24 protein-coding genes are annotated in these 26,461 nt (G+C 62.4%); 18 read left to right on the forward strand and 6 right to left on the reverse strand.

The features are described from left to right. Nucleotides 1-34: 34 nt before the first annotated feature. The 5 genes from AC1RAC_RS01455 to AC1RAC_RS01475 are packed head-to-tail and all read right to left on the reverse strand — an operon-like array spanning nucleotide 35 to nucleotide 4,440. The gene (locus AC1RAC_RS01455; protein ID WP_054897391.1) at nucleotides 35-796 is read right to left on the reverse strand and encodes an ABC transporter permease; all 762 of its coding nucleotides are present in this window, start codon (nucleotides 794-796) and stop codon (nucleotides 35-37) included. After that, nucleotides 793-1,992 carry an ABC transporter substrate-binding protein gene (locus tag AC1RAC_RS01460; protein WP_034127545.1) on the reverse strand — a complete coding sequence of 400 codons (1,200 nt, stop codon included), beginning with the start codon at nucleotides 1,990-1,992 and terminating at the stop codon, nucleotides 793-795. Before AC1RAC_RS01460 ends, AC1RAC_RS01455 begins: the two co-directional genes overlap by 4 nt. Beyond that, nucleotides 1,979-2,782, reverse strand: a complete 804-nt coding sequence (locus AC1RAC_RS01465; RefSeq protein WP_492616048.1) for an ABC transporter ATP-binding protein — start codon at nucleotides 2,780-2,782, stop codon at nucleotides 1,979-1,981. The genes AC1RAC_RS01460 and AC1RAC_RS01465 overlap by 14 nt, the downstream gene beginning before the upstream one ends. After that, nucleotides 2,779-3,840: an acyl-CoA dehydrogenase family protein gene (locus tag AC1RAC_RS01470; RefSeq protein ID WP_127882237.1), complete on the reverse strand. Its 1,062-nt coding sequence runs from the start codon at nucleotides 3,838-3,840 to the stop codon at nucleotides 2,779-2,781. Before AC1RAC_RS01470 ends, AC1RAC_RS01465 begins: the two co-directional genes overlap by 4 nt. A gap of 39 nt (nucleotides 3,841-3,879) precedes the next feature. Continuing rightward, nucleotides 3,880-4,440: a carboxymuconolactone decarboxylase family protein gene (locus AC1RAC_RS01475; RefSeq protein ID WP_054897387.1), complete on the reverse strand. Its 561-nt coding sequence runs from the start codon at nucleotides 4,438-4,440 to the stop codon at nucleotides 3,880-3,882. Between the two features lie 103 nt (nucleotides 4,441-4,543). On the opposite strand from AC1RAC_RS01475, the gene AC1RAC_RS01480 reads away from it, so the two are divergent. Next, entirely contained in the window at nucleotides 4,544-5,449 is a 906-nt protein-coding gene (locus AC1RAC_RS01480) for an AraC family transcriptional regulator (protein WP_492616049.1), read from the forward strand. Here the strand turns inward: AC1RAC_RS01480 and AC1RAC_RS01485 are convergent. Continuing rightward, nucleotides 5,446-6,357, reverse strand: coding sequence for a LysR family transcriptional regulator (locus tag AC1RAC_RS01485; protein WP_492616050.1), 912 nt, complete (start codon nucleotides 6,355-6,357; stop codon nucleotides 5,446-5,448). The genes AC1RAC_RS01480 and AC1RAC_RS01485 overlap by 4 nt on opposite strands. Nucleotides 6,358-6,473: 116 nt before the next feature. Here AC1RAC_RS01485 and AC1RAC_RS01490 point away from each other — a divergent pair, with 116 nt between their 5' ends. The 17 genes from AC1RAC_RS01490 (at nucleotide 6,474) to AC1RAC_RS01570 (ending at nucleotide 26,322) form a co-directional block, all read left to right on the forward strand. Further along, on the forward strand, nucleotides 6,474-7,469 hold the full coding sequence (locus AC1RAC_RS01490; protein WP_492616051.1) for an aldo/keto reductase: 996 nt from the start codon (nucleotides 6,474-6,476) through the stop codon (nucleotides 7,467-7,469). A gap of 133 nt (nucleotides 7,470-7,602) precedes the next feature. Next, nucleotides 7,603-8,061, forward strand: a complete 459-nt coding sequence (locus AC1RAC_RS01495; RefSeq protein WP_054897383.1) for an SRPBCC family protein — start codon at nucleotides 7,603-7,605, stop codon at nucleotides 8,059-8,061. Between the two features lie 93 nt (nucleotides 8,062-8,154). Beyond that, the gene (locus AC1RAC_RS01500; RefSeq protein WP_034127552.1) at nucleotides 8,155-8,601 is read left to right on the forward strand and encodes a DUF411 domain-containing protein; all 447 of its coding nucleotides are present in this window, start codon (nucleotides 8,155-8,157) and stop codon (nucleotides 8,599-8,601) included. Nucleotides 8,602-8,604: 3 nt separating this feature from the next. Beyond that, nucleotides 8,605-9,048 (forward strand): YqaA family protein, encoded by a 444-nt coding sequence (locus AC1RAC_RS01505; protein WP_054897382.1) that lies wholly within the window; start codon nucleotides 8,605-8,607, stop codon nucleotides 9,046-9,048. A gap of 45 nt (nucleotides 9,049-9,093) precedes the next feature. Next, nucleotides 9,094-10,095 carry an alpha/beta fold hydrolase gene (locus tag AC1RAC_RS01510; protein ID WP_089041778.1) on the forward strand — a complete coding sequence of 334 codons (1,002 nt, stop codon included), beginning with the start codon at nucleotides 9,094-9,096 and terminating at the stop codon, nucleotides 10,093-10,095. A 25-nt stretch (nucleotides 10,096-10,120) separates the two neighbouring features. After that, on the forward strand, nucleotides 10,121-11,074 hold the full coding sequence (locus AC1RAC_RS01515; protein WP_259284340.1) for a D-2-hydroxyacid dehydrogenase family protein: 954 nt from the start codon (nucleotides 10,121-10,123) through the stop codon (nucleotides 11,072-11,074). A 455-nt stretch (nucleotides 11,075-11,529) separates the two neighbouring features. Beyond that, a complete protein-coding gene (glgA, locus tag AC1RAC_RS01520; RefSeq protein WP_073521523.1) occupies nucleotides 11,530-13,086 on the forward strand; it encodes a glycogen synthase GlgA in 1,557 nt (518 codons plus the stop codon). Between the two features lie 31 nt (nucleotides 13,087-13,117). Then, the gene (treZ, locus tag AC1RAC_RS01525; RefSeq protein WP_492616052.1) at nucleotides 13,118-14,863 is read left to right on the forward strand and encodes a malto-oligosyltrehalose trehalohydrolase; all 1,746 of its coding nucleotides are present in this window, start codon (nucleotides 13,118-13,120) and stop codon (nucleotides 14,861-14,863) included. Next, nucleotides 14,860-16,944, forward strand: coding sequence for a 4-alpha-glucanotransferase (malQ, locus tag AC1RAC_RS01530; RefSeq protein WP_492616053.1), 2,085 nt, complete (start codon nucleotides 14,860-14,862; stop codon nucleotides 16,942-16,944). The genes treZ and malQ overlap by 4 nt, the downstream gene beginning before the upstream one ends. After that, on the forward strand, nucleotides 16,941-19,691 hold the full coding sequence (locus AC1RAC_RS01535; RefSeq protein ID WP_492616054.1) for a malto-oligosyltrehalose synthase: 2,751 nt from the start codon (nucleotides 16,941-16,943) through the stop codon (nucleotides 19,689-19,691). Before malQ ends, AC1RAC_RS01535 begins: the two co-directional genes overlap by 4 nt. A 23-nt stretch (nucleotides 19,692-19,714) precedes the next feature. Beyond that, nucleotides 19,715-19,984, forward strand: coding sequence for a DUF2934 domain-containing protein (locus AC1RAC_RS01540; protein WP_003191595.1), 270 nt, complete (start codon nucleotides 19,715-19,717; stop codon nucleotides 19,982-19,984). 121 nt (nucleotides 19,985-20,105) lie between these two features. Further along, the gene (gene glgX, locus AC1RAC_RS01545; protein ID WP_034127560.1) at nucleotides 20,106-22,265 is read left to right on the forward strand and encodes a glycogen debranching protein GlgX; all 2,160 of its coding nucleotides are present in this window, start codon (nucleotides 20,106-20,108) and stop codon (nucleotides 22,263-22,265) included. A gap of 1 nt (nucleotide 22,266) precedes the next feature. After that, nucleotides 22,267-23,265, forward strand: coding sequence for an acyl-CoA dehydrogenase family protein (locus tag AC1RAC_RS01550; protein WP_054897375.1), 999 nt, complete (start codon nucleotides 22,267-22,269; stop codon nucleotides 23,263-23,265). Beyond that, nucleotides 23,262-24,020: a PIG-L deacetylase family protein gene (locus AC1RAC_RS01555; RefSeq protein ID WP_198791769.1), complete on the forward strand. Its 759-nt coding sequence runs from the start codon at nucleotides 23,262-23,264 to the stop codon at nucleotides 24,018-24,020. The genes AC1RAC_RS01550 and AC1RAC_RS01555 overlap by 4 nt, the downstream gene beginning before the upstream one ends. After that, nucleotides 24,017-24,616, forward strand: coding sequence for an SAM-dependent methyltransferase (locus tag AC1RAC_RS01560; RefSeq protein WP_057975792.1), 600 nt, complete (start codon nucleotides 24,017-24,019; stop codon nucleotides 24,614-24,616). The genes AC1RAC_RS01555 and AC1RAC_RS01560 overlap by 4 nt, the downstream gene beginning before the upstream one ends. Continuing rightward, nucleotides 24,613-25,272, forward strand: coding sequence for a glycosyltransferase family 2 protein (locus AC1RAC_RS01565; RefSeq protein WP_057975791.1), 660 nt, complete (start codon nucleotides 24,613-24,615; stop codon nucleotides 25,270-25,272). The genes AC1RAC_RS01560 and AC1RAC_RS01565 overlap by 4 nt, the downstream gene beginning before the upstream one ends. 288 nt (nucleotides 25,273-25,560) lie before the next feature. Continuing rightward, nucleotides 25,561-26,322, forward strand: a complete 762-nt coding sequence (locus tag AC1RAC_RS01570; protein WP_054897371.1) for a PIG-L deacetylase family protein — start codon at nucleotides 25,561-25,563, stop codon at nucleotides 26,320-26,322. Nucleotides 26,323-26,461 lie beyond the last annotated feature (139 nt).

Below are 26,461 nucleotides of genomic sequence, written 5' to 3' on the forward strand. Positions count from 1 at the left end.
GCGGGTTCGGAGCCTCGACGCCGGTTTCAACCACTTAGCCGCCATGCACCCACCGCCGATGCAACCAACGCGCAAACGCATCCAGCGCGAACCCCAGCACCCCGATCACCACTACCATCGCCATCAACTCCGAATACGCGAGCCGATCACGGGTGTCGAGGATGTAATACCCCAGCCCCGCACTGACCCCGAGCATTTCGCAGGGCACCAGCACGATCCACAGGATGCCGATGGCCAGGCGCACGCCGGTCAGCACATGCCCTACCACGCCAGGAATGACCACCCGGCGCAAGGTTTCCCAACGCGTGGCGCTCAAGCTCTTGCTCAACTGTAACCAGCGCGGGTCGAGCTGACGCACGCCCGCTGCGGTGTTGAGCATGATCGGCCAGACAGCGGCAAAGGCCAGCAGGAAATAGATTGGCTGGTCGCCCACACCCATCAGCATCACCACGATCGGCATCCAGGACAGTGGCGAAATCATCCGCAGAAACTGGAACGCCGGCGTGGTCGCCGCCTCCAGGTTACGCGAACTGCCCACCAGCAGCCCGAGGGGTACGCCTACCAACAACGCGATAAACAGCCCGACGAAAATACGCTTCAGGCTCACGGCGATATGCAGGTACAACTCACCCCGCCCGAGCAATTCCCACAAGCTGCTGGCGGTGGCCGCCAGGGAAAAGCGCGCCGACAGGCCATCGGCCTCGCCGAACACTTTCACGCCCAACCACCACAGCACCAACAAACCCGCCAAGCCACTCAGCCCCAGCCACCAGCCGGGGATTCTGCTGTTGTTCAAACGCCGATCTCCTCGTGCCGCTCATAACCATCCGGCAAACCGAAGGTCTGCATGCCACCCACGGCTTCGATCGCGTTGCGCACGAAGCGGTCGTCCACCAGGTCCTTGGCCACGAAGGCTGGGTCCAGGTCCGTGAGAAACTTTTTGTCGCCTTCGATCAAGGTGTCCTTCAAGCGCCGCACCAGTTCTTCGGTGTAGCTGGGGAACGGGTACGGTTGGAAGTCGATGCGATGCTCGTCCCAGTTGGCGTGCTGGATCGCGCCGTCGGCCACGTAGGAGGCGCGGTCGCTGGCCGCCGGCGCCAGGACTTTGCTCAACACCGGTTCGGCATGGGGCGTGTAACGGTTCGGGCCATCCTTGGACAGCAGCTTCACCGCCTCTTCACGGTTGTTGCGGGTCCACACCTGGGCCTTGACGATGGCGTTCACCACCTTCTGCGACCACTCCGGACGGTTGGCCAGGTCGTGCTCGTGCATGAACACCACGCAGCACGCGTGGTTGCGCCACACGTCACCCGTGAAGCGCTGCACGCGACCGACCTTGAGGTTTTCTGCCAGGGCATTGAACGGTTCGGCGACGATGTAGCCGTCGATGCGTTTGCTGGCCAGGGCCGGAGGCATGTCCGAGGGCGGCAACACGATCAGGTTGACCTCATTGGCGGCAATCGAACTGCCGGTGGCACGAGTGACCGGCGTGAGGCCGTTATCGCGGAACAGTTGCTGCACCACCACGTTATGAATCGAGTACCAGAACGGAATCGCCACCGACTTGCCACCCAGTTGCTTCACGTCGGTAATACCTGGGGATACGGTCAAGCCCGAACCGCCCACATGGTTCCACGCCACGACTTTGGCCGGCACTTTACTGCCGTAGCGCGCCCATACGGTCATTGGCGACAGCAGGTGTATCACGTTGACCTGGCCGGAGATAAACGCCTCGATCACTTGGGCCCAACTGCGCAACAACACTGGGCGCTCGGCCTTGATACCTTCGGCTTCGAACAGGCCATTGTTGTGGGCCACCAGCAGTGGCGTGGCGTCAGTGATAGGTAGATAGCCAATACGCACCGGCGCGTCGGGCTCGTTGGCGGCACGCGCCTGCAGGCTGCTCAGCAGAGGCAAGGCGCCGGCGGCACTGAGCACGGCGGAGAGTTTGAGAAAGTCACGGCGCGAGTGGGCCAGGTCATCCAGACACATAAGTAAACTCCTGTCGTTCAAGGGGGTTGGGTTGAGGGCGGCTCGCCTGCCGTAAGGTTTTCAAAATTTCGATACGCAGCGCGCCGATGGCCTCGACCTGTTCTTCCCGTGGATGCGGCAAATCGATAGCCCACTCGCCCAACGTCCGCGCCGGGCGGTTACCCAGTAGCAGGATGCGGTCCGACAGCAGCAGCGCTTCGTCGATGTCATGGGTGATCAATACCGCCGCCGAGCCCTGCTCACGATTGACCTTGAGCAACAGGTGCTGCATGTCGGCGCGGGTCACTTCGTCCAGGGCGCCGAAGGGTTCGTCGAGCAGCAACACTTGCGGCTGACGCGCCAGGCAGCGAGCCAATGCCGTGCGCTGGGCCATGCCACCGGACAATTGCGCCGGGAACTGCTGGCGCGCAGGTTCCAGCCCTACCGCTGCAATGGCGTGGTCAACACGCCGGCGGCGCTCTTCACCACTCAAGTGCGGTTGGCGGGCGAAATCCAGACCAAAGGCGACGTTCTTTTCCAGGGTCAACCAAGGCAGCAGGCTCGGGTCCTGAAAGGCCACCACCACGCGCGGATGCGGGCCGCTCAATGGCTCGCCTAATACCTGCACAAGGCCAGATTGAGGTACCTGCAAGCCAGCCAGCACCCGCAGCAGGCTGGATTTGCCCACGCCGCTGGGGCCCAGGATCGACACCACTTCACCCGGTTGCAAGTGCAAGTCGAAGCCTTGCAACACCGGCCCGCTGCCGTACCCCAGGCAAATGCCCTGGGCCGTCAATACCGCCTGGCTCATAGACTGGCCTGGCGGTGCAGCTCGGTACGCAGTTGCACCAGGCTAGGCGTCACAATCGGCACAAAGGCCGACTCGCGCCAGCGCCGCGCAAAACCGCTGCCGTGGGCGGTAAGGTAGGCCTTTCCGCCACTGGCTTGCAGTTCAAGCTGTACAGCGCTGGCGGCGGTTTCGGCCAAGGCGATACGCAGTTTGAACAGCGGTATGGGCTCGGCGGTAAAGCGCCCGGCCAACAGCCCCTTTTCAAGCTCGCTGACCAGATGATCCAGCGTTGCGCGCAGGGCTTCCAGCTCGTCGCGCAACACGGTACGACTGGCGCCCAAATGGTGGGCTACTTCAGCCAGGGAACGCCGTGCCAAACCAATCGACATACCGCACTGCAAGCCCAGAAACGCCGGGCGTACCGCCGGTAAAAACTTGCGCGCATCCTCGTGCAACAACCACTCGCGACTCAGCTCCACGCCTTCCAGGCCCAGCGCTGCGGTGTTGCTCGATTGCAGCCCGAGCAGCTCCAGGTCGCGGGAGCGCTGCAACCCGGCCACCGAGTCCGGAATCGCCAGGATAAATGGCGCGCCGCCCCCGGCATGCTCGATGGCCGCCGCAGCGACAAAGCCATTCTTGCGCAAGTTGGTCACCCAGTGCAGGCGACCGTTGAGGATCCAACCGTGGTCGTTGGGCTCGGCGCTGATCTGCAACGTCTCGATACCCGACAGGAACTTCATCGCATTCGACAACCCGGTGGCGCCGGCCAACTTGCCGCTGAGCAGGTCTGGCATCAGTTGCTCGCGCAAGCGCTGATTGGGGCTCTGCAGCAGGTACTCGATAAACGAGCGCTGGCCCCAGCACACAAACGCCGCAGCCAGGGAATGGCTGGCCACATTGGCGATGGCCTCGACCGCACCCGCCACATCGCCGCCCAGGCCGCCCAGGTGGGTGGGCACGCCGATTCTCAGAATATTGGCTTCTGCCAGCCGTGGCAGCACTTCCTGTGGATCGCAACTGCCCACGTCCAGGGCCTGCGCTTGAACATCGAGCCAACGGCTCAAGATTGGGTCAAGCATTCATGTCTCTCCTTTTACAGCAGGTGGGCCAACGCCGAATCAGTTGGCCGGTTTTTCCCAACGGTATTGCGCCAGCTCCGGGTTCAGCGGGGTGCGGGCAAACACGTTGGCGAAGTTGCACAGGGTTGCCAGGCTGACACCCAGGATGACTTCCAGCGCGTGGCCGTCGGTGTAGCCAGCGGCGCGGAACGCCTCAAAGCCCGCGTCACTCACATCCCCACGGGTGGCGATCACTTCACGGGTAAACGCGGCAAGTGTCTCATAGCGCGCGTCAGGCAACTCACCCCGGCGGCGCAAGGCCTCGATCACCTCCTCGGGCAACTTGGCTTTGTTGCGGGCAACCGCCGTGTGGCCGGCGACGCAGAAATCACAACCGTGGGTAGTGGCGGCAATCAGTTGCACCACTTCGCGGTCGGCCAGGCTCAGCTCGGCCTTGGCATTCAAACCGGAGACGGTGATGTAGGTTTCCAGCGCAGCCGGTGCGTTGGCCAGTACGCCCAGTAGGTTAGGTATAAAACCCGAGCCTTTCAGCGCGTTTTCCAGGAAGGGCTTGGCGGCTTCCGGTGCGGTTTCAGGCGTGAGCAACGGTACACGGGACATGAAGTGGACTCCTGTTGGGTTTGAATGCCCCAGTCTGTTGGTTCTAAAAAAAGCGCTCAATAGGCTAAAGTAGCGATTACTTGCTCTTGAGTCTTTCCATTAGATGAATTCGTCCGATGTACTTGTCGATTGGTTATTAGATAGCCTCGAACTCAACACCAGCCTGTTTCACGTCGGCCGTTATTGCGGTGACTGGCACGCGAGCACCCATGGCCTGGCGCAGGCGAGCTTCCACTTGATTGTGCAAGGCGATTGCTGGCTGCATATCGACGGTGATCCAACGCCCCAACACCTGAACAATGGTGATGCGGTGTTCCTGCTGCGGGACTTTGCCTTCAGGCTTTCCGGCCAAGCCACGGCGGCCGGCGCCCAGCAGTGCCCACGCCGCTCGATGCTGCCTCTCGATAGCACGGCCACGGACGGCGTAGGACTAGTCTGCGGTTTCTTTCACTTCCAATCCGGATTGTCGACGCTGATCGTCGACACCCTGCCCAGTTGGATCATCCTGCGCGCCGGCGACCCGTCGCTGATGGCTGCACGCAACCTGTTCGAATTGATCCTGCAAGAATGCGCACGCACCCCAGCGCCCTCTTCCGCGCTGCTTGAGCGCCTGTGCCACCTGCTGTTTCTGTATGTGCTGCGCCAGCAAGTGCTCGACAACACCGAGCTTGGCGGCCTTGCGGCGCTGGGCCGGGCACCGGCGTTCGCACATTTGCTGGAGCAATTGATCGCCCGCCCCGCCGAGCCCTGGAGCCTGGAAAGCATGGCGGCCTGTACCGGGTTGTCGCGCTCGGCGTTTTTCAAGCGCTTCAGCGAACTGTGTGGGCAGTCGCCCGGGCAAGTGCTGCTGATGATCCGCATGCGCCACGCCTGTGGGTTGCTCAAGGCGGACCAGACGGTGGCCGAGGTTTCGCTGGCGGCCGGGTATCAATCGGTGGCGGCGTTTACCCGAGCCTTCCATAAAGTCACCGGGCAACAGCCTGGCGCCTATCGCAGGGCGCAAGCCTAGCCTTGCAAGCCGGTGCCGGGCCGACCGCACAACTGCACCAGCCAATCGACGAACACCCTCACCCGCTGCGACAACTGCCGATGAGGCGGGTACAACGCAGTCAGCGCCATCTTCGGCACTGCCACATCAGGGAGCACCTGCACCAGCGTGCCCTCGGCCAGTTGGCGCAGGAAGTGATAACGAGGTGCCTGGATCAGCCCGTAGCCGGCTTCGCACGCAGCGAAGTAACCGGCAGAGCTGTTCACGGCAACCACTTTCGGCAGGTTGATCGGATGCAACTCGCTGCCCAGCAGAAATTCCAGGCCAAAACGTTTACCGCTGGCGCTGGACACGTACTCGACCATTTGGTGACCCGCCAACTGCTCCAGGCAAGTGGGCGTGCCCATGCGTTCAAGGTACGCGGGGCTGGCCAGGGTCAGTTGTTCCATCATCGCCAAGGGGCGTGCCACCAGCGATTCATCCAGGGCCGGACCACCGCGCAACACGCAATCGACGCCTTCGCGAATCAGATCCACTGGCCGGTCATTGAGGCCGATCTCCAACTCGATCTGTGGGTACAGCGCGGTGAACGTTGGCAAGGCCGGAATCACAATCAAGCTCCCAATGCCTGAGGGCATATCGATGCTCAATGTGCCCCGGGGGTTCTGGCGCCGCGTGGAGAACACCGCCTCGGTTTCCTCAAGATCAGTCAGCAATTGCACGCAACGTTGGTAGTACGCCGCGCCATCCAGGGTCGGGCTGACGTGGCGCGTGGTGCGCTGCAGCAGTTGCACGCCGAGATGGGCCTCCAGTTGCTTGATCAGGATCGTCACGGAGGCGCGTGGCAATTGCAGGCTGTCGGCGGCCTTGGCAAACCCGCCCAATTCAACAATCCGAGTGAACACGCGCATGGCGTTAAAACGATCCAAGAGAATGCTCCCGCGGGGAATTGTTTAGATATTACGAACAGTGATAGCACTTTTAGCGGGTTTATCTGCATTTTTTCAAGGGTAACAATGGGCCCCTCATCACAAGGAGCTTCCCTATGCACACTCGACAACTCGGTAAAAACGGCCCGCATGTGTCCGCCATCGGCCTTGGCTGCATGGGCATGACCGATTTCTACACGCCCGGCACCGATACCACCGAAGCCACCGCAACCTTGCACCGCGCCCTGGAGTTGGGCGTCAACTTTCTCGATACCGCGGACATGTACGGCCCGCACACCAATGAGCAACTGATCGGCAAGGCTATTGCCGGCAAGCGCGACCAAGTGTTCCTGGCCAGTAAATTCGGGATTGTGCGCGACCCTGCCAACCCCGTAGTGCGCGGGGTGAATGGCCGGCCCGAGTATATCCGCAACGCCATCGACGGCACCTTGCAACGCCTGGGGGTGGATACGCTGGACCTGTACTACCAGCACCGTATCGACCCCGACGTGGCCATCGAAGAAACGGTCGGCGCCATGGCCGACTTGGTGAAACAGGGCAAAGTGCGCTATCTGGGCCTGAGCGAGGCGTCCGCCGCTACTCTGGAACGGGCGCATAAGGTCCATCCCATCAGTGCCCTGCAAAGCGAATATTCGCTGTGGAGCCGCGACCAGCAAGACAACGGCTGCCTCGCCGCCTGCCAGCGCCTGGGCATCGCGTTTGTGCCGTACAGCCCGCTAGGCCGAGGTTTTCTCACCGGCGCCTTGAAGAGCCCGGATGATTTCGGCGCCGATGATTACCGACGCTTCAGCCCGCGCTTTCAGGGTGAGAACTTTGCGAAAAACCTGCTGCTGGTAGAACAGGTCAAGAGCCTGGCGGCAGACAAAGGTGTCACGGCCGGGCAACTGGCGCTGGCCTGGGTATTGGCCCAAGGCGATTACATCATCCCGACTCCGGGCACCAAGCGGCGCACCTATCTGCAAGAGAATGTGGAGGCGCTGTCGATTTCTCTCAGCGCTGACGAACTGGCTGCGCTGGACGCAATCTTCCCTGCCAATGCAACCGCAGGCCTGCGTTACCCCAAGGAAGTGCTGGCCATGCTGGATATCTAGCGTTTGCTGGAAACCCTTGTGGGGGCCGTTCTCAGCGGGATTGATCAACGGTCTGCCGACTCTCGTGCAAAGCATGGGAGTCAGACTATTCTCACAACTCCTAGTGTAAAAACCGCCACACAGGAGGTGTGTCATGCACGCGACTGAGCATTCGGTCCGCTTGGAGCAGATCAGTCAGGAACGCTTCATCCAGGCGCCGATCGAGGCGGTTTATGACTATGTGACCCAGCCCGACCGCTGGCACGAGTGGCACCCCACCTCCCTCAGCGCCGACACCGGCACCACCGGCTCATTACCGGTCGGCACGCGTTTTACCGAAATCATCGACCTGCTGGGCATACGCGTCCCCATGAGTTACCGCGTACAAATCGCCCGCCGCCCCAGCGAGTTCAAGACCGTGTTCACCTCCCTGGCGGTTGACGGTTGCATCCATTACTGCTTGCGCGCTCATCAGGGAGGCACCCTGTTCAAACGGGTGCTGACTTACGAGACTGAACTGCAACTGGCGTCTTTGCATGAGCGCATGGTCGCGTTGTCGGCGATTGCGTTGGACCGGCTCAAGCAGCGGCTGGACAATCCGGGGTTCGTATAATTTAGAAACATTACCACGACGTCACATTGCAAACATGCCGGCAAAAGCAGGGAGAATGCCCGGCTTATTGCCGCGCCTTCAGTGAGACCCACGATGAAAACCCCATTGCGACTGGCCCTGCTCAGTGCCCTGTTTACCACCACCCTGGCCCAGGCCGCCGAACTGATCCCCATCGATGTACACCGCGACGCCAACTGCGGCTGCTGCAAGAAGTGGATCAGCCACTTGGAGAGCAACGGTTTCAAGGTCAACGACCACGTTGAAGCCGACATGAGCGCGGTGAAACAACGCTTGGGCGTGGCGCCACGCCTTGGCTCCTGCCACACCGCGGTGATCGACGGCAAGTTCGTCGAAGGCCACGTACCCGCCGAGCAGGTCCTGGCTCTGCGCAAGCGCAACGACCTGCTGGGCCTTGCCGCACCGGGCATGCCATTGGGCTCGCCAGGCATGGAAGTAGACGGACGCAGCGAGGCGTATCAAATCATTGGCTTGACCCGCGACGGCGAAGACGTGGTGGTAGCGGACTACCCGGCTCACTGACCGGTGTTGATGGGGTACCTGGGGCTGTTCGGCGCGGCATTTGGCGCCGCGACGTTATTGCCCCTGCAGTCGGAAGCTGTGCTGGTCGGCCTGCTGCTCAGCGGGCATTACAACCTTTGGCTGCTGCTGGGCATCGCCACCCTGGGTAATGTGCTGGGCTCGCTGGTCAATTGGCTGCTGGGGCGCTCGGTCGAGCGCTTCAAAGAGCGACGCTGGTTCCCGGTGAGCGCCAATCAGCTGGACAAGGCTCGCAGCCATTACGCACGCTGGGGGCACTGGACGTTGTTGCTCAGTTGGGTGCCAGTCATTGGTGATCCGCTGACGTTGGTGGCTGGGGTGATGCGTGAGCCGTTGTGGCGTTTTCTACTGCTGGTAACCCTGGCGAAAAGCCTGCGCTATGGCGTAATCGCAGCGCTGACGTTGCAGTGGGCGTTAATCCCCCGTTAATCGCGGGCAAAGAGCATCCGGGCATCTGTCTCGGAGCCAAAACCCATGCCTTTTATCCGTACATTATGCGTAGCCGGTTTGTTTTCGGTCAGCGCGGCGCCCGTGTTAGCTGACACCTACGGCCCTGAGTTGCAGGGCTTTGCATACCCCTACCCTTTGAATCATTTTGCCTTCCAATCCCAGGGCAAATCCCTGCAAATGGGCTACATGGACGTCCCCGCCACCGGCACTCCAAACGGCCGCAGCGTGGTGCTGATGCACGGCAAGAATTTTTGCGGCGCTACCTGGGAGGGTTCGATCAAGGCGCTCAGTGACGCCGGTTACCGCGTCATCGCCCCGGACCAGATTGGTTTTTGCACCTCCAGCAAGCCCGACCACTACCAGTACAGCTTCCAGCAACTGGCGACCAACACCCATCAACTGTTGGAAAAGCTCGGCATTCAAAAGGCCACGGTGATCGGCCATTCCACCGGCGGCATGCTCGCCACACGCTATGCGCTGATGTACCCCCAGCAAACCGAACAGTTGGGGCTTGTGAACCCCATTGGCCTGGAAGACTGGAAAGCCCTCGGCGTGCCCTACCAGAGCGTCGACCAGTGGTACCAGCGCGAGCTGAAACTGAGCGCCGACGGTGTACGCAACTACGAGCGAAACACCTATTACGTTGGGCGCTGGAAACCCGAGTACGAGCGCTGGGTAGACATGCTCGCCGGCCTGAACCAAGGCCCGGGGCATCTTCAGGTTGCCTGGAACTCGGCGCTGATTTACGACATGATCTTCACCCAACCGGTGTACTACGAGTTCAAAGACTTGCAGGTGCCCACCCTGCTGCTGATCGGCACCAGCGACACTACCGCCATCGGCAAAGATGTGGCGCCGGCGGCGGTCAAGGCCAAAATTGGTCATTACGAGGTACTGGGCAAGCAGGTGGCCAAGCTGATTCCCCGCGCCACGTTGGTGGAGTTCCCCGGCCTGGGCCATGCGCCCCAGGTGGAAGAGCCGGAACAGTTTCATAAAGCCCTGTTGCACGGGTTGAACGCCCTTTAATTGCCACTTTTCGAGGCCCGCGTGCATGTCGATACAGATCGCAGTGATGGATGATTGGCAAAACGTGGCCAGCGACGTGGCAGATTGGTCGGCGCTGGACAGCGTGGGCAAGGTGCATTTTCTCCACGACTACCCCGCCGATACCGCCACCATGACTGAGCGCTTGAAAGGGTTCGAGGTGATTTGCCTGATGCGCGAACGCTCAACCTTTGACAAAGCCCTGCTGCAAGGGCTGCCCCAGCTCAAATTGCTGGTGACCGGCGGCATGCGCAATGCCGCCATCGACCTTCCCGCAGCCAAGGCCCTGGGCATCCAGGTGTGCGGCACCGACAGCTATAAACACGCCGCACCGGAACTGACCTGGGCCTTGATCATGGCCTCTACACGTAACCTGCTCGCCGAAGCCAACTCACTGCGTGCGGGCGGATGGCAGGTCGGCCTGGGCGGCGACCTGCACGGCAAGACATTGGGCGTCCTGGGGCTGGGCAGCATTGGCCAGAAAGTCGCAAGGTTCGCCCAGGTCTTTGGTATGCGGGTGATTGCCTGGAGTGAGAACCTCACGCCCGAGCGAGCGGCGGAATCAGGGGTGAGTTGGGTCAGCAAGCGCGAGCTGTTTGAGCAGGCGGATATTCTGACCATCCATCTGGTGCTCAGCGAGCGCAGCCGTGGTCTGGTGGATGCGCAAGCGTTGGGCTGGATGAAGCCCACAGCGCACCTGGTAAATACCGCACGCGGGCCGATTGTGGACGAGCAGGCACTGCTGCAAGCATTGCGCAGCGGACGCCTGGCCGGGGCGGCGCTGGATGTGTTTGCCGAGGAACCGCTGCCGGCTGACCACCCGTTTCGCCGCTTGCCCAATGTGCTCGCAACGCCACACGTGGGGTATGTGAGCGAGCAGAATTACCGGCAGTTCTATCAGCAGATGATCGAAGATATCCAAGCCTGGGCCAAGGGTGTGCCCATTCGCGGGCTCGCCTGACGCACCATTAAAGTGCACCCCCCCCTGTGGCGAGGGAGCTTGCTCCCGCTGGAGTGCGCAGCGCTCCCAAAATTTTGGGGCCGCTACGCGTCCCAGCGGGAGCAAGCTCCCTCGCCACAGGGGCATATCGATAAAAGTTTTTTGTCCTACAAAATCTGCATGAAAACCCAGCAGGCGCTGGGATCTGTCCTAGACTCATGACCGATGGGTCCGTTCCAAAACAAAAACCCCGCAAAAAATCTAAACTTTCGAAACCTGCCGCTGGTCAAGTTTTAGGTAAGGGCGAGCACGCGCGCTTCAGGCCGAATGCCCGCTCATCCAATCTTTTTAAGCCGACGTTGCAACTGGCATACGCCTTGCCAGCTTGTATAGCGCTTGTGTGCCTGGCCGCAGGATGCGGTCACTCGGAGCCGATGGCAGCGGGCCATTAGCCAACCAACAGATGGGAGTGCATTATGATCAGTGCCGCAGTAGATACTCAGGGAGAGCGTTTTAGTCAGCCGGCAGGAGGGCCAAAGTCTTTGGCCGACCTGCCCAACACTGTGCGGCCGGTCGTGAGTCAGAATCCGAATCGAAAGAAAGTCTTGTTTGTCACTTCCGAGTTCGCGGACCTGGTGAAAACCGGCGGCCTGGGCGACGTCTCCGCGGCCCTGCCCCGCGCCATGGCGCACCTGCATGATGTGCGGGTGCTGATTCCGGGTTACCCGCAAGTGATGGAAAGCGATAACCCGATTCATATCGTCGGTGAACTGGGTGGCCATGCCGCGTTGCCACCGTGCAAGATCGGGCGTATGGACCTCAAGGACGGCCTGGTCATCTATGTGCTGATCTGCCCCGAACTGTATGAGCGCGAAGGCACGCCCTACGGCGCCAACAACGGCCGCGACTGGCCGGACAACCATATTCGCTTCGCCCGCCTGGGCTTGGCTGCCGCGGACATTGCCGCCAACCTTGCACAAATCCACTGGTGCCCAGACCTGGTGCACGCCCACGACTGGCCTGCGGGCCTGGCCCCCGCGTATATGCACTGGCGTGGGTCACGTACGCCAACTCTGTTCACCATTCATAACCTGGCCTACCAGGGCGTGGTCAGCCTGGCCTCGACGCCTGAGTTGGGCATTCCGCCCCACGCCCTGCAACAGGAAGGCATGGAGTTCTACGGCAAGATGTCGTTTCTCAAGGCGGGCATGGCGTATTCCAGCCATATCACCACCGTGAGCGCCACTTACGCCCAGGAGATCACCACCCCGGAATTCGGTTGTGGCCTGGATGGCTTCCTCGCCAGCAAGACCCAGCAAGGCCTGCTCAGCGGCATTCCCAACGGCATCGACGAAAGCTGGGAAACCTCCACCGACACGCACCTGACCCACAACTTCAATATCGGCGATTGGGAAGGCAAAGCCATCAACGCCGCCCACGTGCGCGAGCTGTTTGAGCTGCAGCCATCCAGTGGTCCGCTGTTTGCTGTGGTCTCGCGCCTGGTCTACCAGAAAGGCCTGGACCTCACCGAAGCCGTCGCCGGTTTCATCGTCGAAAACGGCGGCCAGATTGCGATCATCGGCCGTGGCGAGCCGGAAGAAGAGCAGGCCATGCGCGAATTGGCACTGCGCTTCCCGGGCCAGGTGGGCGTACGCATTGGCTTCAACGAGACCGATGCGCGCCGCATGTTCGCCGGCAGCGATTTCCTGCTGATGCCGTCACGCTATGAGCCCTGCGGGCTGAGCCAGATGTACGCGCAACGCTTCGGCTCGTTGCCGGTGGCGCGTAACACCGGCGGGCTGGCGGACACCATTGAGGATGGCGTCACCGGGTTCCTGTTCAATGAATCCACGGTGCAAAGCTACGAAGAGGCGCTGCGCCGCGCCTTCAAGGTGTTCGCCTTCCCCGGTCTGCTCAATGCCATGCGCAGCCGTGCCATGACCCAGCCGTTCAACTGGTGCCAGGCCGTGGAACCCTACGCCGAACTCTACGAACAACTGGTGGCCAAGGCCCTGGGGAAATCGAACAAGTAGCGACTGGAACAACTAAGGGAGGTCTTCATAGATGCCGTCAAGGACTCTGGAAACCTGGCCCCACGGCGCAATCATGCTGGACGCGCACCGCACGCGCTTTGCGTTATGGGCGCCAGACGCATTTTATGTCAGCGTTGAATTGGAACAGGGTAAAACCATCGTCATGCTGCCCCAGGCCGGTGGTTGGTTTGAAGTCGAAATCGCGTGCCCTGCCGGCACGCTTTACCGTTTTAACATCGATGGCGAAAACACAGTGCCCGACCCCGCCTCCAGGGCCCAGGCACTGGACGTGCATGGGTGGAGCCGAGTAGTCGACCCCCTCGCCTATGAATGGCGCCACAGCCAGTGGCAGGGTCGCCCGTGGCACACGGCGGTGATCTACGAGCTCCACGTCGGCGCCATGGGCGGCTACGCTGCTGTCGAGAAACACCTGCCCCGCCTGGCCGAACTAGGCGTCACCGCGATTGAATTGATGCCTTTGGCGCAATTTCCCGGCGAACGCAATTGGGGCTATGACGGCGTGCTGCCCTATGCGCCCCACGCTACCTACGGCACTCCCGAGCAACTCAAGCAGCTGATCGACAGTGCCCACGGCCACGGTTTGGCCGTGATCCTCGATGTGGTCTACAACCACTTCGGCCCCGACGGCAATTACCTGGGCCAGTACGCCCAGGGTTTCTTCCAGGAGGACGTGCACACACCCTGGGGCGCCGGCATTGATTTCGAGCGTCGTGAAGTGCGGGATTTCTTCCTCGACAACGCCTTGATGTGGCTGCTCGAATACCGCTTCGACGGCCTGCGCCTGGATGCCGTGCACGCCATCGACAACCCTGGGTTTCTGCAGGAACTGGCACAACGGGTACGCCAGCAGGTGGACGGCGGGCGCCACGTGTGGCTGATGCTGGAAAACGAACTGAACCAGGCCAGCCTGTTGCAGCACGATTTCGACGCCCAATGGAATGACGACTTTCATAACGTGCTGCATGTGCTGCTCACCGGTGAAACCGACGCCTACTACAGCGACTTTGCCGAGCAGCCTACCGCCAAGCTGGCGCGTTGCCTGGCCGAGGGGTTCATCTACCAGGGCGAGACGACACGCCATGGCCATGCGCGCGGCGAACCCAGTGCGGATCTGCCCCCCAGCGCCTTCGTCGCGTTCCTGCAGAACCACGACCAGGTCGGCAACCGCGCCCTCGGCGAACGCCTGCACCAGATGTGTTCGCCCCAGGCACTGAGCGCCGCGACCGCCCTACTGTTGCTGTGCCCCATGATCCCGATGTTGTTCATGGGCGACGAGGTGAATGCCGCCGAGCCGTTCCTGTTTTTCACCGACCATCATGGCGAACTGGCCGAGGCGGTGCGTGAGGGGCGGCGCAATGAATTTGCCGACTTCGCGGCGTTTCACGACCCCAAGCAACGCCAGCGCATCCCCGACCCCAACGCGCTGCAAACCTTTTTACAGTCGGTGCCCTCTTTCGTCGAGAACGACCACACCCAGCTCTACCGCCACCTGCTGAGCCTGCGTCACGTGCACGTGGTGCCACACTTGCCCGGCACCGTCGCCCTGGGCGCGCACGTGCTGGCTGACCATGCCGTCACCGCGCGCTGGCGCCTGGGCAACGGCCGTGTGCTGCAGATCGACCTGAACCTGAGTGAACAGCCCCTGGATCATCCGGCACCCCACCCGATTATTTTCCAAACGCCTGCCCCGCAAGGTGCGCACTTACCGCCCTTGAGCGCACGCGTTTGCTTATCCCCTGTTGGAGACATTCTTTGAGCGAAGCGAACCTGGAAATTCTCGCCAGCCGCGCGGGCCTGGCCGTCGATTGGATCGATGCCAACGGTCGCCCGCAACATGTAAAGCCTGATGCCCTGCGCGCCGTCCTCAAAGGGCTGGGGCACCCGGCCGACAGCGATGCCGAGATCGACGCGAGCCTGCTGCAACTTGAGCAGGCGCAGCAGGACCGGCACCTGCCGCCCTTGATGACCACCGACAGCGGTGCGGGCCTGGACCTGGCACGCTATTTCGCCCCGGACACCCCGTGTCGCGTCAACCTGGAAGGCGGCGAAACCCTGGAGCTGCGCCTGGACGGCGAGGCCGTATTGCCCGGCGTGATTGCCCTCGGCTATCACCAGGTGCATATCGACGGGCAAACCTTCACCCTGGCCGTCGCGCCCAGCCACTGCTATAGCGTGGCCGACGCGGTCGACAGCCAACCCGCTCGCGCCTGGGGCCTGAGCGCCCAACTCTATGCCTTGCGCCGCCTCGGCGATGGCGGTTTTGGCGACACCCTTGCCCTGGAGCACCTGGTGCGTTCCGCCGCCGAACGCGGCGCCGACGCCGTGGCAATCAGCCCGATGCACGCGATGTTCAGCGCCGACACTGAGCGATTCAGCCCCTATTCACCCTCCAGCCGCCTGTTTCTCAACAGCCTGTATGCTTCGCCGGCGTGCATCCTTGGTGAACGTGAAGTGCGCAACGCCATCGAAGCGGCCGGGTTGGCTGACGAGTTGCATGCCCTGGAACAGCTCCCGCTGATCGACTGGCCGGCCGCCGCCAAGGCCAAGCAACGCCTGCTGCGCACACTGTATGAAGACTTTCGCCACGGCGCGCATCCCCAGCATGCCGACTTTCAAAGCTTCCGCCAGGCCGGCGGCGAAGCCTTGGAAAACCACTGCCGCTTCGAAGCCATACAGGCCAAGCGTGCTGCCGCGGGTGAGGACCTGGACTGGCGCCAATGGCCCGAAGCCTGGCGTACGCCACAGAGCCCGGCCCTGGCGCAGTTCGCTGAGGACAACCGCGACGAAATCGGCTATTTCGCCTTCACCCAATGGCTGATTGCCCGCAGCCTTGAGCGCGCACAACAGGCCGCCCGTGGCAGCGGCATGGGCATCGGCCTGATCGCCGACCTGGCGGTGGGCGCCGACGGCGGCGGCAGCCAGGCCTGGAGTCGCCAGGATGAACTGCTGGCCGACCTCACCGTCGGCGCGCCACCGGACATTCTCAACCGCGCAGGCCAAGGCTGGGGCATCTCTGCCTTTTCCCCTGACGGCCTCAAGCGCAATGGCTATCGCGCCTTTATCGAAATGCTGCGGGCCAACTTCGCCCATGCCGGCGGCTTGCGCATCGACCACGTGATGGGCCTGCAACGCCTGTGGGTGATTCCTTTGGGCGCGTCCCCCCGTGAAGGTGCCTACTTGTATTACCCGGTGGACGACCTGCTGCGTTTGCTCGCCCTGGAATCGCACCGCCACCAGGCCATCGTTCTCGGTGAAGACCTGGGCACCGTGCCCGAAGGCCTGCGCGAAAAGCTCAGCGCCCGTTCGATCCTGGGCATGCGTGTGCTGCTGTTCGAACAGAACCATGACGGCCAGTTCAAGCCCATCCTCGATTGGCCCGACAACGCCTTGGCCACCACCAGTACCCACGACTTGCCGACCCTCAATGGCTGGTGGCACAGCCGCGATATCGAATGGAATATCCAGCTGGGCCTGATCGATGCGCCCACCGTAGACCAATGGAGCGAACACCGCCTGCGCGAACGCCAGGCACTGCGCCAAGCCTTGAGCCAGGACCCGCAGAACTTCATCGACGAGATCCGCAACGACACCGACCATATGATCGACGCCAGCGTGCGCTACCTGGGCCATACCCGTGCGCCACTGGTGTTGTTGCCCTTGGAAGATGCATTGGGCATCGAGGAGCAAGCCAACCTGCCGGGCACCCTCGACACCCACCCCAATTGGCGCCGACGCTTGCCCGGCGAAGCCGCCAGCCTGCTCGACAATGGCAGCGCGGCGCGTCGCCTCGAACTGCTGGCCGTGGCGCGCAACCAAGCCTATGAGCGTGACCGATGAACGCACTGCCCCTGCGCGCCACCCAGCGCCTGCAATTTCATAAAGATTTTACCCTCGATGACGCGGTGCCACTGGTGCCGTACTTTGCCCAACTGGGCATCAGCCACCTGTATGCTTCACCACTGTTAAGCGCCCGCGCCGGCTCCATGCACGGCTACGATGTGGTCGACCCGACCCGCGTCAACCCGGAACTGGGGGGCGAAGCGGCGTTGCGTCGCCTGGTCGCCGCGCTGCGTGAGCACGACATGGGTTTGATCCTCGATATCGTCTCCAACCATATGGCCGTGGGCGGCGCGGATAACCCTTGGTGGCTGGACCTGCTGGAATGGGGCCGCCTGAGCCCCTATAGCGAGTTCTTCGACATCCAGTGGCACTCCCCCGACCCGCTGCTCAAGGGCCAGTTGCTGATGCCCTTCCTCGGCAGCGATTACGGCGAAGCCTTGCAAAACGGCACGCTTCCGCTCAAGTTCGATGCCGCCCAGGGGAGTTTCTACGTCGAGCATTACGAACACCGTTTTCCGATTTGCCCCAGGGACTACGGCTTGATTCTGGGTAGCGACGAGTTACTCAAATCGCTGGCCGAACGTTTCGCCGCCCTCGCCTATCAGCACGACGCCTACGCCGGAGCCACCGAGCTCAAACAAGCCCTGGCCGAACGCGCCAGCGAGCTGCGACCCGCTATTGAACAACGCCTGATCGCATTCGACAGTCGCCAGCCCGACGGTTTCGAGCGCCTGCATCACCTGCTCGAACAACAGACCTATCGCCTGGCCAGTTGGCGCACAGCCGCAGACGACATCAACTGGCGGCGTTTTTTCGACGTCAATGAGCTCGGCGGCCTGCGGGTCGAACGCGCGGCGGTGTTCGAAGCCACCCATGGCAAGATTTTCGAGCTGATCAGCGCGGGGCTGGTCGACGGGCTGCGCATCGACCATATCGATGGCCTGGCCGACCCGCGTGGCTATTGCCGCAAATTGCGCCGCCGCGTAGACGCGCTGTCACCCCAACGCCACTTGCCCATCTTTGTTGAAAAGATCCTTGGCGAAGGCGAAACCCTGCGTGAAGACTGGCAGGTGGATGGCACCACCGGCTACGAGTTCATGAACCAGTTGTCATTGCTGCAGCACCATCCCGAAGGTTTTGCAGCGCTGGCTGAGATGTGGACGCGTCACAGCGAGCGGCCCTCAACCTTCGGCGAGGAAGCGCGGCTGGCGCGCCAGCAGATCCTCAATGGTTCGTTGGGCGGCGACTTCGAAAGCGTAGCCCAGGCGCTGCTGCAAGTGGCCCGCGATGACGTGATGACCCGCGATCTGACCCTGGGTGCCATCCGCCGGGCCTTGCAGGAACTGATCGTGCATTTCCCGGTGTACCGCACCTATATCAGCGCCAAGGGCCGCAGTGCGGCCGACGACAAGGTGTTCCAGCACGCCATGGAGGGTGCACGCAGTACCCTCAACGAAGGCGACTGGCCGGTGCTCGACCACCTGGAGCAATGGTTGGGTGGCCAGCCCTGGCGCAATCGCCCGGTAGGCCGCGCGCGCAAGATGCTCAAGCATGCCTGCGTGCGCTTCCAGCAACTGACCTCGCCCGCCGCCGCCAAGGCTGTGGAAGACACCGCGTTCTACCGTTCGGCGGTGTTGTTGTCGCGCAACGATGTGGGCTTCAGCACCGAGCAATTCAGTGCGCCGTTGGCAGATTTCCATGCGGCCAATCAACAGCGCCTGAAGACCTTTCCCGGCAACCTGCTGGCCACCGCCACCCACGACCACAAACGCGGGGAAGACACCCGTGCGCGCCTGGCGGTGCTCAGCGAGTGCGCACCCTGGTATGCCGAACAGGTCGAGCAATGGCGCCGTCTGGCCGAACCCCTGCGCGAGAGCGCCGACAGCCCCTCGGCTGGCGATGAGTTGATTCTCTATCAGGTGCTGCTCGGCAGTTGGCCGCTGGAGCCCAACCCCGATCTGGAGGCGTACCAGCAACGCCTGTGGCAGTGGCAGCAAAAAGCCCTGCGCGAGGCCAAGTTGCAGAGCAGTTGGAGCGCGCCCAACGAGGCTTACGAACAGGCGGCGGAAGCGTTCCTCAAGCGCCTGCTGCTCAGTGAGGCCGGTGCGCCGCTGCGCAGTGCGTTGGACAGCGCTGCGCAGGCCATCGCCCCCGCCGGCGCCCTGAATGGGCTGGCGCAAACCTTGCTTCATCTGACCGTGCCTGGTGTGCCGGATATTTACCAGGGCGATGAGTTCTGGGACTTCAGCCTGGTCGATCCGGACAACCGGCGCCCGGTGGACTTCGCTGCGCGGCAACGTGCCTTGCAGGCACCACCGGACATCGGCGAACTGTTGTTCAACTGGCGCGACGGGCGTATCAAACAGGCAGTGATCGCCCAGGTACTGGGCCTGCGTAAAGCCTGCCCCGAGCTGCTGCGCCATGGCAGCTATACGCCTTTGGAAGTGGTGGGCCAGCACGCTGAGCGCGTGGTTGCGTTCTACCGTGAACATCAAGGCAAGCAGTTACTGGTGGTGGTGCCGCGCTGGTCTTATCCGTTGCTTGAAAACGGGATGTTTCCCCAGATCAATGCGCAGGTTTGGGGCGATACTCGGGTGAAATTACCGTTCGCCGCCCCTGCACAAAACTGGAAGGGACTTTTTCAAACGGGCGTAGTCACACCCAACAAGGAGCTGTTGATCAGCGCTGCCCTGGGGGATCTCCCGGTCAATGTCTTTATCAATCCTGATAATCAAGAAAGCTGAAAATTTTCTGTGAGGAGTTTGTGATGAGTAAAGAAGACAAACGCATTCGCGAACTGGCGCATCAGATCTGGGAGTCTGAAGGCAAGCCCGATGGCGCCCACGATCGCCACTGGGAGATGGCGCGCAAGCTGGCGGAAGCCGAGGCGCTGACGCCGAGCAAGCCTAAACCGGCCGCCAAGCCGAAAACCGCGCCCAAGGCTGCGGCAAAGCCCAAACCTGCTGCGCCTGCCGCCGCCAAACCTGCGGCGAAGAAACCCGCCGCCCCGAAGAAGCCCAAACCGCCCGCCCCATGATTTCTCGGGCCTGCAGCACGCATTGCGCGCTGCAGGCCCTTTTCCGTCCAAGCCATGCGCTGAAGCACCGTCAGTACGGCGGCGTTCGGCCCGAAAAAAGACCTTTTGCAGGAGCAACTCGATGAGCAAACCCGACAACACCACAGCGACGCCGGTTCATGAGCCGTCGCGGATCCGTGAAGGTTTGCCCTTCCCCCTCGGCGCCACCTGGGATGGCCTGGGTGTGAATTTTGCGCTGTTTTCCGCCAACGCCACCAAGGTGGAGCTGTGCCTGTTTGACGATACCGGCGAGGTCGAGCTGGAACGCATCGAACTGCCCGAATACACCGACGAGATTTTTCATGGTTACCTGCCCGATGCCCACCCCGGGCTGATTTACGGCTACCGTGTCTACGGCCCCTATGACCCGGCCAATGGTCATCGCTTCAACCACAACAAGCTGCTGATTGACCCCTACGCCAAGCAACTGGTGGGCGAACTCAAATGGTCCGAAGCGCTGTTTGGCTACACCATCGGCCACCCGGACGACGACCTCAGTTTCGATGAACGCGACAGTGCGCCCTTCGTGCCCAAGTGCAAGGTCATCGACCCGGCGCACACCTGGGGCAACGACCAACCGGTACGAGTGCCGTGGGACCGCACGATCATCTACGAAACCCACCTGCGCGGCATCAGCATGCGCCATCCTTCGGTTGGCGAGTCGGTGCGGGGCACCTGCGCCGGCCTGATGGAAGATGACGTGCTCAAGCATATCCGCCAGTTGGGCATTTCCTCGGTCGAGCTGCTGCCCGTGCACGCCTTCGTCAACGACCAGCATCTGCTGGAAAAAGGCATGACCAACTACTGGGGCTACAACAGCATCGCGTTCTTCGCCCCCGACCCGCGCTACCTGGCCAGCGGCAAGATCGCCGAATTCAAGGAGATGGTCGCGCACCTGCATGAGCAGAAGCTGGAAGTGATTCTGGACGTGGTCTACAACCACACCGCCGAAGGCAACGAGCGCGGCCCGACCCTGTCGATGCGCGGCATCGACAACGCCTCCTACTATCGCCTTATGCCCGACGACAAGCGCTTCTACATCAACGATTCCGGCACCGGCAACACCCTGGATCTGAGCCACCCGTGCGTGCTGCAAATGGTCACCGACTCCCTGCGTTACTGGGCCACCGAGATGCACGTGGACGGCTTCCGCTTCGACCTGGCGACCATCCTCGGGCGCTACCGCGACGGGTTCGATGAGCGCCACAGTTTCCTCGTGGCGTGCCGCCAGGACCCGGTACTGCGCCAGTTGAAACTCATCGCCGAGCCCTGGGACTGTGGCCCCGGCGGCTACCAGGTGGGCAACTTCCCGCCGGGCTGGGTGGAATGGAACGACCGTTTCCGCGACACCGTGCGTGCGTTCTGGAAAGGCGACGACGGCCAACTCGCAGACTTCGCCGGGCGCATGACCGCCTCGGGCGAGATGTTCAATCACCGCGGGCGCAGGCCGTACAGCTCGGTGAACTTCATCACCGCCCACGACGGCTTCACCCTGCACGACCTGGTGTCGTACAACGACAAACACAACGAGGCCAACGACGAGAACAACCAGGACGGCAGCAATAACAACCTGTCCTGGAACCACGGCGTCGAAGGCCCTACCGACGACCCGGAGATCAACGCGCTGCGCCTGCGCCAGATGCGCAACTTCTTCGCCACTTTGCTGCTGGCCCAGGGCACGCCAATGATCGTCGCCGGGGACGAGTTCGCTCGCACTCAGCACGGCAACAACAACGCCTATTGCCAGGACAGCGAGATCGGCTGGGTCAACTGGGATCTGGACGATGACGGCAAGGCCCTGCTCAAGTTCGTCAAGCGCCTGATCAAGCTGCGTCTGGCGTACCCGATCCTGCGGCGTGGGCGCTTCCTGGTGGGCGACTACAACGAAGACATCGGCGTGAAGGACGTCACCTGGCTCGCGCCGGATGGCAACGAAATGACTACCGAGCAATGGGAAGACAGCCAGGGCCGCTGCCTGGGCATGTTGATGGATGGCCGCGCCCAGGAAACCGGGATTCGTCGTGCCGGGGCCGACGCCACGTTGCTGCTGGTGGTCAACGCCCATCACGACCTGGTCAATTTCCGCCTGCCGCCGGTGCCGGAGGGCGAGTTCTGGACGTGCCTGCTCGACACCAACGACCCGGCTGTGCGTGGCCAGGAACGCTTTGATTTCGAGCATGAGTACGCGGTCACCGCTCGCTCGCTGCTGCTGTTTGAACTGCAGCACGAAGGCGAGGTGTGAAATGGCGTTGCACGGTTTCCTTCAGGGCTACCGGGGCTATGCCGACACGCAAGCCCTGGGTAATGCCCTGAGGGCCCTTCAGGAAGAAGGCCTTGATCAACTGCCGTTACCGGGCAGCGGCCAGACTCTGTCCCGCTTGAGCCAATTGGCCCAGGTGGCCGGGCATGACCTGCGCCTGTGCAAGTTGTTCGAAGGCCATACCGATGCCCTGGCGATCATTGCCGAACTCGACAGCCCCTTGCCGCCGCTGGGCAGCACCTGGGGCATGTGGGCGGCCGAGCCGCCGACTGCCAAGGTGCGTGTGCGTCGCGACGGCCAGCGGCTGCTCGTCGAGGGGCGCAAGGCCTGGTGTTCCGGTGCGGCGGTGGTCAGCCATGGTTTGCTGACGGCCTGGGACGAAGAGGACCGCCAGCAATTGGTGGCCGTGGCGATGGATCAACCGGGCATCACGGTGACGGATGAGGGTTGGAAGGCGGTGGGCATGGCGGCGACCGGTAGCGTCGACATCCTGTTCAGCGCCGCCAGGGGAATTGCCGTGGGCGGCCCGGGCGACTATCTGTCCCGTCCGGGCTTCTGGCACGGTGGGATCGGCATTGCCGCGTGCTGGTACGGCGCGGCGCAACGCCTGGGTGAAGTACTGCGCGCCCAGTGCGCCACACGTGCAGAGCCCCATGCGCTGGCCCACCTCGGCGCGGTCGACAGCGCCCTGAACAGCGCCGCCTGCGTGTTGCGCGCCAGCGCCGCGCAGATCGACCGCGAGCCTCGCGCTGATGCGCGGCAACTGGCGCAACAGACGCGTGCGTGTATCGAGGACACAGTCGAGCAGGTGATCCAGCATGTGGGCCGCGCGGTCGGCGCCGGGCCGTATTGCAAGGATCCGCACTTTGCCCAGTTGATGGCCGATTTACCGGTGTATGTGCGGCAAAGTCATGCCGAACGCGACTTGGCCGCCCTCGGTGAACAGGTCGCCGGCGAGCCCACAGGGAGATGGGCGCTATGAGGCCCAATCCGATTGTTGGCCAGGGCACGCCGTTGAGTCACTGGCAAAACAGCGCACGATTGGCCGAATTGCAGCACATCAGTGTGGCGCAGTTGGTGCCGCCAGGGCATCGAGCGGTGATAGTCGCCCCGCATCCGGATGACGAGGTGCTGGGCAGTGGTGGCCTGCTGCAAGGGCTGGCTGCGCTGGATCGCCCTATCCAGTTGATCTCCGTCACCGATGGCAGCGCCAGCCACCCGGGCTCCCGGCGCTGGCCGGTGGAGCGTCTGAGTGTGGTGCGTCCGCAGGAATCGGCCCAGGCCTTGCACCGCCTTGGCTTGCCGCTGCACAGTTTGAAATGGCTGCGCGGCGGGTTTGCCGATAGCCATGTGGCCGAGCGCGAAGCCCAGCTCTGCGAATTTATCCAGCGCCACCTCAAGCCTAACGATGTGGTGTTCGCCACGTGGTGCGAGGATGGGCATTGCGACCATGAGGCCGTGGGCCGCGCCAGCGCCAAGGCAGCCAAGGCCGTCGGTGCAGTGCTGTGTGAACTACCGGTGTGGACTTGGCACTGGGCCACCGCCGAAGACCACAAGGTGCCCTGGCATCGGGCGCGCAAGATTCCGCTGACCGCTGAGCAAGTGGCACGCAAACGCCATGCGATCCACGCCTTCGCCAGCCAGTTGGAGGGCGACCCGCAAATCGGCCTGCCACCGGTGCTGGCGCCCTATGTGGTGGAGCGCTTGCTGCAACCTTTTGAGATGGTGTTCGTATGAGTGTGGCAACCCCCTACTTCGACCAGTTGTTTGCCGGCAATGACGACCCTTGGGCTTTTCGTCAGCGCTGGTACGAACAACGCAAGCGCGCCCTGACCTTGGCCGTGCTGACGCGGCCGCGCTATGCGTCGATATTCGAGCCGGGTTGTGCCAACGGCGAACTGAGTGCCGAGTTGGCCCCGCGTTGTGAACGCCTGCTGTGTTGCGACACTGCAACTGCGGCGGTACGGCTGGCACAAGCGCGGCTGGAGTGTTTTCCTCATGCCCGGGTGGAGCAGCGTCGCCTGCCGGAACAATGGCCCGGCGGGCAATTCGAGCTGATCTTATTGAGTGAGCTTTGTTATTACCTCGATGCAGGTGATTTTAATCGTCTGATCGATTGCGCACTCGCCGCCTTGACCGCTGACGGGCAAATCCTGGCCTGCCATTGGCGAGTGCCCATTGACGGTTGCCCGCAAACCGCCGAACAGGTGCACGCCGTGCTGCAACAGCGTCTGGGTGTAGCACCGTTGGTGCAGTACCAGGACCCGGATTTCCTGCTCGACCTGTGGAGCCTCGATGGCACCTCGGTCGCTCGCCATGAGGGTTTACGATGATCGGTATTCTGATCCCGGCACATAACGAAGAAGCCCTGTTGGATGATTGCCTGCGAGCTGCGAGGATCGCCGCCGACCACCCGGGCTTGCTGGGGGAAGCGGTACAGATTCTGGTAGTACTCGACAGTTGCAGCGACGCCAGTGCAGCGATTGCCCAGGCCCACCAGGTGCATTGCCTTCACGTGCAGGCCCGCAATGTCGGCCACGCCCGCGGCGTGGGTGCAGGGTACTTGCTGGAGCAAGGCGCGCGGTGGATTTCCTGCACCGACGCCGACAGCCGTGTCGCCCCTGACTGGCTGGTGGCCCAACTGGCCCAAGGCTGCGACGCGGTGTGTGGAACAGTCACCGTGGACACCTGGAGCGAAGGCTTCGACCCTGCCGCGCAGATTCGCTATCAGCAGGCCTACCACGCCCGCGATGGGCATCGGCATATCCACGGTGCCAACCTGGGCGTGAGTGCCCGCGCCTACGTAGAGGCCGGTGGGTTTGAACCGCTGGAATGCCATGAGGATGTACAACTCGTACGTGAATTGGAGCGTTGCGGTGCCTCCATTGCCTGGAGCCATGCACCGCAGGTGGTGACCAGTGCGCGGTTGGATTGCCGGGCTGAGGGTGGGTTTGGTGATTACTTGAAGAGCTTGATGCGGGCTGGGTGAAAACAAAATCGCAGGCAAGCCAGCTCCCACAGGGATCCGTGCCAGGCGCAGATATTGTGGGCAACATAGACCCCTGTGGGAGCTGGCTTGCCTGCGATGACGTCAGCCCAGCAAACATCGCATCAAAGTTGTGCAGATACCCATGCCTGTCTATGCTCTTAACGCCTTGCATGGCATTCCTTGATTGGCATGCTGCGCACTCACCCAGCGGAGCCTGCGGTGAAGACAAGAGCGTCGTCTCGTCAACGGAGCACGACCCGGTATCAACCGACAAGGATGTGACACCCCATGAAGCCTGCCTCCTTAAGCGAAGGCCGTCGCGGCCCCGTGCAAATCTGGAACAGTGCGCCGCAGTTGGCGCAAACACCCATCATCTCCCTGAACAGCCTGGTACCACCCGGTGCTCGCGTCGTGGTAATCGCACCTCATCCTGGCGATGAAGTGCTGGCATGCGGCGGTTTGCTGCAACTGCTCAGCACCCGCGAGCATCCGCTGCAATTGATCTCCATCACCGATGGCAGCGCCAGCCATCCCGGCTCTCAGGTATGGCCGGCCAGCCGCTTGAGTGTGGTGCGACCTCAGGAAAGTGCAGAGGCCCTGCGCCGATTGGGTATGCCCTTGCACAGCCTGAAATGGATTCGTGGCGGGTTTTGTGATGATGCATTGGCCGCCCGTGAACAGCCCATGAGCCAATTCATCGCGCGCTACCTGCAACCTGGCGATGTGGTGTTCACCACCTGGCGCAACGACGGCAATGACGACCACGACGCCGTCGGCCGCGCGAGTGCCAGGGCGTGCAGCCTGGTAGGTGCGCAACTGTATGAACTGCCGATCTGGGCCTGGCATTGGCCGGCCCGGGAAAGCGCGGTAATGCCCTGGCAACGTGCACGCAAGGTCCGCCTGGACACCTGGACCGTCGCGCGCAAGTTGCACGCCGCCCATGCCTACGCCAGCCAATTGGTGGGTGACCCACAAATTGGCTTACCACCGATGCTCGCGCAGATATTGCTGGAGCGCATGCGCGAGCCCTACGAAATCCTGTTCACCTGAACACCACCCTGTAGGAGCGAGCTTGCTCGCGAAAAACCTCAACGATAACGTGGGTTTCCGGAATCAACGCGGCGCCTGTGAGTCTTTCGCGAGCAAGCTCGCTCCTACAGAGTTAGGGCTTTTCCCTACAGACTCAATC

The sequence above is a fragment of the Pseudomonas sp. GW823-FHT02F05 genome, from assembly GCF_058797315.1.